14 protein-coding genes and 1 pseudogene are annotated in these 9,800 nt (G+C 62.2%); 8 read left to right on the forward strand and 7 right to left on the reverse strand.

The features are described 5' to 3' along the window. Positions 1-128: 128 nt before the first annotated feature. From FV222_RS10085 to FV222_RS10105, 5 genes and pseudogenes are all read right to left on the reverse strand, one after another. Positions 129-1,316: pseudogene (locus FV222_RS10085) on the reverse strand (Na+/H+ antiporter); the annotation flags it as partial. 80 nt (positions 1,317-1,396) lie between these two features. Beyond that, a complete protein-coding gene (locus FV222_RS10090; protein ID WP_147814110.1) occupies positions 1,397-1,663 on the reverse strand; it encodes a hypothetical protein in 267 nt (88 codons plus the stop codon). Further along, positions 1,663-2,991 (reverse strand): Y-family DNA polymerase, encoded by a 1,329-nt coding sequence (locus FV222_RS10095; RefSeq protein WP_147814112.1) that lies wholly within the window; start codon positions 2,989-2,991, stop codon positions 1,663-1,665. The genes FV222_RS10090 and FV222_RS10095 overlap by 1 nt, the downstream gene beginning before the upstream one ends. Then, the gene (locus FV222_RS10100) at positions 2,988-3,440 is read right to left on the reverse strand and encodes a S24 family peptidase (RefSeq protein ID WP_147814114.1); all 453 of its coding nucleotides are present in this window, start codon (positions 3,438-3,440) and stop codon (positions 2,988-2,990) included. Before FV222_RS10100 ends, FV222_RS10095 begins: the two co-directional genes overlap by 4 nt. Then, complete coding sequence (locus tag FV222_RS10105) at positions 3,437-3,664, reverse strand: hypothetical protein (protein WP_147814116.1); 228 nt, start codon at positions 3,662-3,664, stop codon at positions 3,437-3,439. Before FV222_RS10105 ends, FV222_RS10100 begins: the two co-directional genes overlap by 4 nt. A gap of 124 nt (positions 3,665-3,788) precedes the next feature. On the opposite strand from FV222_RS10105, the gene FV222_RS10110 reads away from it, so the two are divergent. Both FV222_RS10110 and FV222_RS10115 read left to right on the forward strand, forming a co-directional pair. After that, a complete protein-coding gene (locus FV222_RS10110; RefSeq protein WP_147754622.1) occupies positions 3,789-4,034 on the forward strand; it encodes a hypothetical protein in 246 nt (81 codons plus the stop codon). A 15-nt stretch (positions 4,035-4,049) separates the two neighbouring features. Further along, the gene (locus tag FV222_RS10115) at positions 4,050-4,304 is read left to right on the forward strand and encodes a hypothetical protein (RefSeq protein ID WP_147765003.1); all 255 of its coding nucleotides are present in this window, start codon (positions 4,050-4,052) and stop codon (positions 4,302-4,304) included. A gap of 46 nt (positions 4,305-4,350) precedes the next feature. On the opposite strand, the gene FV222_RS10120 is transcribed toward FV222_RS10115, so the two are convergent. Then, positions 4,351-4,608, reverse strand: coding sequence for a hypothetical protein (locus FV222_RS10120; RefSeq protein ID WP_147814118.1), 258 nt, complete (start codon positions 4,606-4,608; stop codon positions 4,351-4,353). A gap of 172 nt (positions 4,609-4,780) precedes the next feature. Then, entirely contained in the window at positions 4,781-4,969 is a 189-nt protein-coding gene (locus tag FV222_RS10125) for a hypothetical protein (RefSeq protein WP_246685400.1), read from the reverse strand. Positions 4,970-5,125: 156 nt separating this feature from the next. Between FV222_RS10125 and FV222_RS10130 the strand changes: the two genes are divergently transcribed. The 6 genes from FV222_RS10130 (at position 5,126) to FV222_RS10155 (ending at position 9,182) form a co-directional block, all read left to right on the forward strand. Next, positions 5,126-5,920, forward strand: a complete 795-nt coding sequence (locus tag FV222_RS10130) for a transporter substrate-binding domain-containing protein (RefSeq protein ID WP_246685401.1) — start codon at positions 5,126-5,128, stop codon at positions 5,918-5,920. 37 nt (positions 5,921-5,957) lie between these two features. Then, positions 5,958-6,218 carry a hypothetical protein gene (locus FV222_RS10135; RefSeq protein ID WP_246685402.1) on the forward strand — a complete coding sequence of 87 codons (261 nt, stop codon included), beginning with the start codon at positions 5,958-5,960 and terminating at the stop codon, positions 6,216-6,218. A gap of 31 nt (positions 6,219-6,249) precedes the next feature. Beyond that, complete coding sequence (locus FV222_RS29510) at positions 6,250-6,423, forward strand: hypothetical protein (protein ID WP_187277292.1); 174 nt, start codon at positions 6,250-6,252, stop codon at positions 6,421-6,423. Positions 6,424-6,730: 307 nt separating this feature from the next. Further along, positions 6,731-6,937, forward strand: a complete 207-nt coding sequence (locus FV222_RS10145; protein ID WP_147814125.1) for a hypothetical protein — start codon at positions 6,731-6,733, stop codon at positions 6,935-6,937. A 245-nt stretch (positions 6,938-7,182) separates the two neighbouring features. Next, positions 7,183-7,929 (forward strand): FkbM family methyltransferase, encoded by a 747-nt coding sequence (locus tag FV222_RS10150; protein WP_147814127.1) that lies wholly within the window; start codon positions 7,183-7,185, stop codon positions 7,927-7,929. Positions 7,930-8,225: 296 nt separating this feature from the next. Further along, positions 8,226-9,182, forward strand: coding sequence for a ferritin-like domain-containing protein (locus tag FV222_RS10155; protein WP_147814129.1), 957 nt, complete (start codon positions 8,226-8,228; stop codon positions 9,180-9,182). Positions 9,183-9,800 lie beyond the last annotated feature (618 nt).

Genomic DNA, 9,800 nt, shown 5'->3' on the forward strand with positions numbered 1-9,800 from the left:
TCGGGCTAGAAAAGCATCTCGTCACCGCAAAACATCCAGATCGGCGCACGGTCATCCCCTCGGTCAGCCGGCCTTCAGGAAGACGACGCGACCGAAATACAACGCCGAGCCTCCACCGAGCGCTTACCCCCCATCGCCAGCAGGATGGCAAGATCGCGAGCCGGGAACGGGCTGCCATCCTTCAGGGTGAGCGGCAGCGTGAGAATGCCGGCGAGGGTGATGGCTCCCTTCACGCCGGCCAGCGTCGTAGCCGCTACAAGGCGCCATGTCGGTCCCTCGCGCCTTTCGCCACGCAGGCGAGCTTTCACCAGGGTGAACTGGAGCGAGACCCAGACCCACACGAACCGGATTGCCATCAGGCCAGCCGTGATGGCGAGGCCCCATGCGACGAGCCAGCCGGCGCCCTGGACATCCGCCTGCTTGACGGCGTGCCCAAGAACCTCGGGCAGTTGCTCGCCCAGCAGGACGAAGATCGACCCGTTGGCGGCTAGCGCGACGGTGTCCCAAACGGCAGTTCGGCGGACGCGGGTACTGCCAAGACTGCGCCCCTGGATCTCGACGTAGGTCATGGCGATACCGGCCGCGACGGCAGCCAGGATACCGGACGCATGCACGTGCTCGGCTGCGAGGTAGGCCCCAAACGGCGTGAGGAGGCTGAACAGGATCTGCAGGCCGGGATCTTCGCCTGTCCGCCGTCGCAGGAGATCCTGGGCCCCCATAAGGACAAAAGTCGTCAAGGCGCCAATGCCGAGGCCACCAAGCGCTAGCCAGACGAACGTGGTTGCAGCCTGAGGAAGGGAGAAGGTCCCGGTCAAAGCAGCAGCGATGGCGAAGCGTAGGCAGACGAGGCCGGTGGCGTCGTTCAGCAGCGCCTCGCCTTCAAGGATATGCATCAGGCGCCGGGGAACGGGGGCCTGAGCAGCCACGGATGAGACGGCGATAGGATCGGTCGGCGACAGGACTGCGGCAAGGGCGAAGGCCACAGCGAGCGGGATACTGGGGATCATGCCGTGGATCAGCATACCGATCCCAAGCACCGTCAGCGCGACGAGACCAAGCGCCAGCGCCACCACGGTTTTGCCGTCCCGAAAGAGGTCACGCTTCGGAATGCGCCAGCCATCGAGGAACAGGAGCGGTGGCAGGAAAACGAGGAAGAAGATTTCGGGATCGAGCGATGTGCTCGGCAGTGGCCCGAGGGCAAGGGCTACACCGATCGCGATCTGGATCAACGGAAGCGGTAGCGGAAGCAGGCGGTTGAGGGCGCCGCTCACCAGAACGGAGAGCAACAAAGCCAAAACCACTGTGACGCTTTCCATTCATCTCTTTCGATAGAACATGGCGGGGATGTAAGGGCGCCGTCGGACACCTGGGGGGTGTCGTTCGAGTAGCGCTTTATCTACCTCCGCGAGGGCAAGCCAGTACGCCCGTCGCCGCCCTCGACGCCGATCGCGGCGCGGCAAGTCCGGCCATACTGGTTCGGCTGGCGCGATCCGACAGGCTTCTGATGGCCGCATGACTGCGTCAGCCGCAGATACACGTCGTAGAGGTCAGCGTGCTCTCCGAACCGCCGCCGGAGGTGCGTGAGGTCGTAGGCGCCGCGCCGGTTGCACGGCGGGCACTCCACGACGAGCCGGTGTCCGCGGAGGTCGCACAGGCGCTCCATCAGCCGGCCACCGCGATTGGCAGTTCGCTGACCTGCGTTGTGTAGCGCGGGGTCCGCATCTCGAACTTCGTGCTCCAGGTGCGCTTCTCGACGAGGCCGGCGCGCGCCGGGACGACGCTGCCGCGGCCGAAGCGGGCGTTGCAGGCGTCGATCGCCGCCATCAGCGGGCCGGAACGCTCGCGATCGAGCTGGCCGATCAGGGCGCGTGGGCTGGCGTCGAGCGACATCAGGTCTGTGGTGACGATCCCGGCCTTGCTGAACCGCCACGGCCTAGCGCCGGGCTCGCGCCAAGTCTTGGCGACGCCGAGGCGCGCCGCCTTGATGAGGGCGAGCGTGTCGTTCGTCGCCTCCGGCAGCGTCACGGTGGTCGAGACCGAGCGCATCGGCGCGCCGCGGTCGTGCTCGCTCGTATGATAGAACACCGAGACGTGGTTCGTGCCGAGCCCTTCTCGCCGCAGCTTCTCGCCGAGCCGCGTGGCGTGCGCCGAGACCGCCTGCTCCAGCGTGGCGCGGTCCTCGATCCGGGTCGAGAACGAGCGGGTCACCGCGCAGCCCTTGCGCTGGGCTGGTAGTGCCCCGAGCGGTAGGCACGACAGGCCGCGCAGTTCGTGGATGATGCGCTCGCCCACCACGGTCAGCGCCTTGCGCACCGATCGCGGGTCGAGGTCGGCGAGATCCGCCACGCTGTCGACGCCCATGGCTTCGAGCTTGGCGAGCGACGCCCGGCCGATGCCCCAGACCTCGCCGGCTGGGATGCGGCAGAGCCAGTGCTCGTACTCGGCCGGGTCGGTGAGATCGCAGACCCCGTCGAGTGGGGCGATGCGCTTGGCGATGTGGTTGGCGAGCTTCGCGAGGGTCTTGGTCGGGCCGATGCCGACGCAGGTCGGGATACCGGTCCAGGCGCGCACCGTGGAGCGCAGGTCTCGCCCGAGTTCAAGGCGCAGATCTGGGTGCACGTCCGAGAGGTCGAGGAAGCTCTCGTCGATCGAGTAGATCTCCACCATGGGGGAGAAGTCCCGGTAGACCGCGTTCGCACGGCCGCTCATGTCGCCGTAGAGGGTGTAGTTCGAGGAGAACACCCGCACGCCCTTCACCCGGCACATGTCGCGGATCTTGAAGTAGGGGTCGCCCATCTTGATCCCGAGCGCCTTGGCCTCGGCGGTGCGGGCGATGGCACAGCCGTCGTTGTTGGACAGTACGATCACCGGCACGCCGGAGAGCTTCGGGTCGAACACCCGCTCGCACGAGCAGTAGAAGCTGTTGCCGTCGATGAGCGCGATGGCGCGGCCGCCGATCCGGTCGCGTTGCCGCGGCGCCGGCCCGCTCACGACAGCCGCCCGCGGGCGAGGTGCCACCGGATCGAGAAGCGCAGCACGCCCCAGATCTCGACCTCGCCGAACTCGTCGACGGCAAAGGCCGGCATCTCCGGGTTGTCGAAGTCGAGCCGCGCCCGGTTGCCGACCATGCGGTAGCGCTTGCACGAGAGCTGTCCGTCGACCACCGCGACGACGACGCTACCATCCTCGGCCCGTAGGCTGCGGTCGATGCAGGCGAGGTCGCGATCGTGGATGCCGGCCCCGCGCATGCTCTCGCCGCGGATCTGCATCAGGAAGGTGGCCGGCGGGTTCGGCACAAGCCACCGCGGCAGCTCGAGCGCGCCTTCCAGGAAGTCGTCGGCCGGGCTCGGAAAGCCGGCACACAGCGCCTGCCCGATCACGGGCACGCGAACGGCATCCGTGCTGCCGAGGATCAGCTCGTCGACCGCGTAGGGGCTCACGTGACCGTCCCTGGCAAGTTGGCTCGAACGTAGCCACGCGAGACGAGCCGATCCCGCCGCAGCGACCGGCGCTCGGCCTCTGCCAGATCGGACAGCGCGTCCTCAATCGCCTGGACCAGCGCGGCCCAGGCGTCGCCGCGGGCGGCACGGCGATAGGCGAGCGCAATCGTCTCGGCCTCGGTCAGCCGGATCTCCACAGGCAGTTCATGGGGCTGGGGGTGCATCGCGGCTCCGAGTTGTCCAAGAACATACAAGGAACAGACAGCGAGCGGGACCGTGTTTCGACTTCGACGGCCACGCCCCGGGGAAAGGGCGGTGAAGCAATGTGGAGCGCGGGGTAGAATGCCAATGCCGACGCCGCTTTACCGCTTCCATTGCACCAATGGCCTGAGCCTCGTGGCGGATCTCAGGGGCAAGCGCTTGCCGTCGGACGCTCTGATGCGCTTTCACGCCGAGCGGATTGCTCTCGATCTCATGCGTAGTGACGATCGGGCCGATTGGTCGGCGTGGCACGTCGAGGTCTACGACGCGAAGGGACGATCCATCTGGAGGATGGCGTTCACGCACATACGGGATAGTCGCTTCACAGCGTGAGAGGCGAGATCAGACATGGGCATGAAGACGACGTACATCGTGCAGACGTTCGTCATTAAGCGGAAGCGCCTGGTGCCCGGCGACCGCGAGGTGGCACCGACAGAGAACGGCGCGCTGAAGAAGGCTGAAGCGATGGCAGGCCGGATGCCAGGCACCGCAGCGATCAAGGTCATCGCCGACGATGAGACTGGCGAGCTGGAAAGCGCGACGATCTTGGGTCAGTTCGGCGAGGTGCCGGACGATTTCGCGGAGAGTTTGCAGGGTGGATGACGGTATCAGCGGCCCGCCCGATGGACTAGGCGGGCTGCTGCGGAGTTTAGGGATTTCCGGCGTCGCCAACGTCCTGGGCTCGATCCTCGTCAGCCTCCAGCCGATTGGCCGAGTGGTCCTGGTACTGCTCGGTCTGCACCGTCTTGCTGTCGAGGCCACGCTCGTCGCCATGCTGGGCCTTGTCGCGGTTGCTCAGCACCGCGTTGTCCTCGATCACGCCTTCCGGCAGCTCAGTCATCGCTCCCGAGCCTGATCCCTTACCCTGGCTTCCAGGGTGCATGCCGTGCTTGCCCGCATTCGCCATCGTCGCTCTCCTGTCGTCCAGGGGCGGTTGGTTGCGAGCCCCCGGTGGATGAGCAGCGCAAACCGCGCGCTGCGGAGCTCGTTCCTGTGGCACGAGAACACGTACGGTTCGGCCCCGATCTACTCACGGGACGGAGTCTCCAGTTTCTCTTCGAAGCGCTCGAACGGAAGTTTCAGGAGCGGTCGACCTTCGGCCAGGTATCGATGACATTTGCGCCCGCTCGCAGCTCGACCCGGTGGGCATGCGCATCGTCCCGTGTCTCACACAGGTCGATCGCGGATGCGAAGCGCAGGCGGGCAGCCACCTCGGTTGCGGCATCCTCTTCGACGACGACGTGCCCGTCTCGGAAGGTGAACACCACGAAGGGCGGGTTCGTCATATCGCTGACTTCCACGAGCTCGCTCCAACCTGGTGTCATAACGCAACGTGCGTCAGCCGCTGGCGCTCCGTTCGCATGGGATCTGGCTCGACGACGCTGTACTGCGGGCGGCAAGAAACCACTCTGAGAACGCCACCCATGCCGCTTGCTCACGGATTGCCGGCCGCACTCGTCATTCTCGCCGCCATGGCGCTTCCCGGCTTCGCACAGGATGCATCTGGCAAAGCCGAGCTGACGCCAACTGGCACTCTTCGGATCGGCCTCATCCAGGCCCCGTCCGCCGGTCTCATCTTCGTCGGCCGCACATCCGACGGGAAGCCCTATGGCGTCACGGCAGATCTCAGTGCCGATCTCGCCAAAAAGGTAGGCTTATCGTTCGCCATCACTCTGTTTCCCAACTCAGGCGCCGCGGCAGCGGCACTCCAAGCCGAGACGATCGACGTGAGCTTCATGCCCGTCGACGCGGCTCGCAAGCAGGTGCTCGATTTTGGGCCGGGTTACTACGACCTCGAAAGCACGTACCTGGTGACTGGTGCATCGGGCATCGTCGACGTCGCGCAGGTCGATCGGTCGGATCTCCGAGTGGTGGCGATCGACGGGACCACAACGATCCGCGCGTCAGCCCGCACGCTCAAGCAGACGCAACCGGTGGCTGTGCCCTCCGTAGCGGAGGCGATCGAACGGATGCGAACCGGCACGGCCGACGCCTTCGCCTTGTCGCGGGACACGCTGCAGCCAATCGTGGCGCAGGTACCCGGCTCGCGGATCGTAACTGGCGGCTTCCAGCAAACGCAGGTCGCCGTCGTCGTCCCTAAGGGCCGGCCGGCGGCGCTTGCCTTGGTGACGGCGTGGCTTGCGGAGGCGAAGCGGTCGGGCATCGTGAGGGGGATCTTCGACGCCCACGGTTTCAGCGGAGATGCGGTGGCGCCATAAGGAAGGACCCCGAAGGTGCAAACTGATGGAGCGACCGATGAGCGTGATCCCTGACCGAGAGATTGAAGACTCACCCCTAGGCGGTAGCGTCACTCGCGACGGCATCACGGTGCAGGTTCATATCTACCGGTTCGCCGGAACCGACGAGGAGTGGACCTTAGAGATCGTCGACCACGAAGGTGGCCATACCCCTTGGGAAGGCACTTTTGCGTACGATCAGGACGCCTACGAAGCTTTCGAGCAAGAGGTAGCCGAGCGCGGCATCCGGTCGTTCGTTGAGCAGCCGGTGGAACACTGATCGAGCACGTACTGGCGAAGGGCTCCCGGGAATGAGCGTTGAACGGCTCGCGATGGGGGTGGGTGGCTCCCTCGTGGCCTACGTGTCGATCACGGTGCTCATTTCGAACGGCTTCGACAATGCGCTGATGATGGTCTTCGCGTCCGGGTTCGTTGCATCCGTCACGCTCATGGCCTTCCAAATCCGAGCCAATCACAAGCGGTGATCCGAACGAGCGTAGGAGGCTCGGGCTCCTATCGTTCAAGGCAACAAGCCCGGTTGAAGCTCGGACCTTCCTGCTGGACTTATTTATGTTAACACCAAGCCATGATCGCGATATTTCGAGATAACACAATCAAACGTGGTCGCCCGCAAACGACCGGCAAGGGCACGCTCGTCGGGGTTCGCTTTCACGATGAGCAACTAGCTCCGCTCGATGCCTGGATCGCAGAACATCCAGATCCAAAACCATCACGACCGGAGGTAATTCGCGAGGCTGTAGCCGAGCATCTTAAAGCGAAAGGATACCCAAAATGACCCTTGCGCCGAATTGCGACCGGGCCGCTCATGTGATCATCGAGAACGTCCACGCAGTCTATTCTATGTACTCGATGTTTTCGGCCCACCGTCTTAAGGAGCAACCGATCATCGCGCGTTTATTGAAGGCGGTCTACCTGCAGATCGGTAGAGTTTCTACAAATGCGATCGTCAAAGCTGCCAACGCCGACTTGCCGGCGTAGGAACAGCGTGATCTGGATGTCCGCAGTCCTGGCCTCGCAGCCATTGATCAGGCTGACGGCCGGCCGCCTCTGGGATAAACACTCAACACTCTCCCAAGAAATCGCTGAACGGCCAGGCTAGGTGAACTATCGCGAGGATCCAGAAGGTGCGAACTAATGGACAGCTAATAGATGTCGAACTTGTCACGCCAACTGGCTACAGGCAGTTGATCCGACGATTAGATATTAAGGGAATAAACAAAAATATGCATCCAGCCATCGCGGCGGCTACCGCTATCAAGCTCATTCAAACAACCGGCCAAGTGATCAACTTTGAAATGGTCCTGACCGAGGGATATCGACGCTTCCTAAAACCGGGCAATGTAGCAGTCGATCTCGGCGCCCATTCTGGTGAGCATTTGGGGCAGATTGCCCATTTGGTTGGCGAGAACGGCACGGTCTACGCCTTTGAACCGATCCCGCACCTCGCGACTGCGCTTCGGAAGCGCTTCCGATCAACGCCCAGTGTCCACATCCGCGAGGCCGCCGTGTCCCGAGAGAGCGGCGAAACGGACTTCGTTGTCGCTGAATCGCTCGCCGAGAGCGGTCTACGAGCGCATTTTTTCAGCCGTCCAGATATGCCGACGAAGTCCATCCGCGTCGTAGTCGAGACGCTGGACAACACCCTGGCACACCTTGATCGCCTCTCGTTCATCAAGATGGACATTGAGGGAGCCGAGATCGATGCGCTCTCAGGAGCGACAACCCTTCTTGCCCGTCATCGCCCCATCATCAGCGTTGAGTATGGCTGGGCGGGATATGGGTTCTACGGCCACGAACGTCGAAGCCTGTTCGATTTTGCCGGATCACAAGGCTATGTCTGTGCCGACCTGTTCGGAAACCTCATCGAGGCGGAGACAGTCTGGAATTCAGTCGTTGATTTTGCCACCTGGGATTTCTTCCTTGTTCCGCGTGAACTCAGAGGCGAATGGGCGGATGCTTTTAAGCTGTAATAGCCGTGCTAGTATGCGCACGAAGCGGAGACTGACTGGTTTAATACCTCAATCTTTCTTAACCACGGCATACATGAACCTATACGAGGCTCAAATTCAAATTGTTTCGGAATTGTTACTCAGATGGACACTGACGAACCGGCTGTAGAGCTTGAGCTCGGTTAAAGATGTGTTAATTTAGATACATCGAAGAAGAAGTACTTATCGTTCGCCGAAAACTATCATGTGTTAAAGAAGCTGAGCCTACTGACTGTAGCCTCATATTTGGGGTAATGTTCATAGAGCGGGAGCAGACCATGGGCGAGAACGTTCAGACCGGAGTACAATCTGAAGCCGATGAAATTGTCCTAAACAAAGCCGATTTCGGGACCTGCCATAGAGCATTCATTCAGGCACTCGGACTCGGCACCGTAGGAGCGGCCATACTCGGAGCCACTGATCCAGATTCTGCCATGGCGCAAGGTGCGCCAGCGGACATCACCGACATTGACATCGTTCAGTTCGCACTCAACTTCGAGTATCTTGGTGCGGAGTACTATCTGCGCGCAGTCAATGGCGCAGGTCTCAAAGCTGGCGATATCGATGGCGTTGGGGGCGTTGGAACCGTCAACGGTGGCAAGCAGGTACCGTTCGCAGATCCTTTCATCCGCAAATTCGCTTTCGAGCTGGCCGCCGATGAAGAAGCCCATGTTCGGACACTCCGCGCCGCGCTACCGGATGCGAGCCGAATTGGCCGACCGCAGCTCGATCTCGATTTCGCATTCACCTTCGCGGCTCGCTCGGCCGGGCTCGTCGGGCCGAGCGACCGTTTCGACGTTTATGCTAGCGACGACACGTTCCTCCTGGGAGCCTTCCTGCTAGAGGATGTCTGCGTCACGGCTCTGATCGGCGGTGCGCCGTTCATTAAGGACAAGAGCGTCCTTATGACGGCTTCCGGCTTCCTGGGCACCGAAGGGTATCAGGCGGGCGCGATCCGCACGCTCCTATACTCCCGCGGTTTGATCACGCAGGCGAACGCGATCTCGAACGCACGCGATGCCCTCGACGGCAACACTGATCTCGATCAAGGCATCAGTGGAGATCAGTCGGCGACGCCCGGCTTTTCTCAAACCGATGCTAATCTTGTTCCCGCCGATCGCAATAGCCTCGCTTTCGGACGGACGTTCGGTCAGGTCCTTAACATCGCATATCTTAGCACTACGCAGAGCCCCGGCGGCTTCTTCCCGCAGGGTCTACGAGGTCGTCTGCGGTAATTTTGGCCAATCAAACCAATAGCAGACCGTAGATCAACACATTGACGAGCTCTGCCATCAAAGGACTGAACCACGGCATCGGAGTCACGCGAGGCAAGCTCGCGTGACTTTGCTAGGGTTGTACCATACGCCTTAATTTGACGACGGTGGAAATGCGCTCTGTCCTCCAACAGATACGAGGCGTAATTGCCGACAGCTGTGAGAACGATGTGGTCGATCGCTAGCTTCGCCATCGTCAGTGCCTGCTACGTTGGACCGCTTCCATGCACATATGGCGACAGTAGCGGTCGCATCCGGGCGAGCGTGGGCGACTTGGTGCAGGATCTTGATCTCAAGATCCGTGTGCCCTTGCCCGCATCGCGGGCGCATCAGCGGAGGACTCGCGACTCCTGGCTCAGCGAACAAACCGGACGAACGATCCACATGGACATCCAATCTAGCAAGTAGGTTTTAAGATGCTGCGGTTTAGGCATTGAGCATCGGGAGCTTGGGTAAGCGCTCGGTGGAGGCTCGGCGTTGTATTTCGGTCGCGTCGTCTTCCTGAAGGCCGGCTGACCGAGGGGATGACCGTGCGCCGATCTGGATGTTTTGCGGTGACGAGATGCTTTTCTAGCCCGA

Origin of the sequence: Methylobacterium sp. WL103 (genome assembly GCF_008039885.1) — a bacterium.
Lineage (GTDB): Bacteria > Pseudomonadota > Alphaproteobacteria > Rhizobiales > Beijerinckiaceae > Methylobacterium > Methylobacterium cerastii.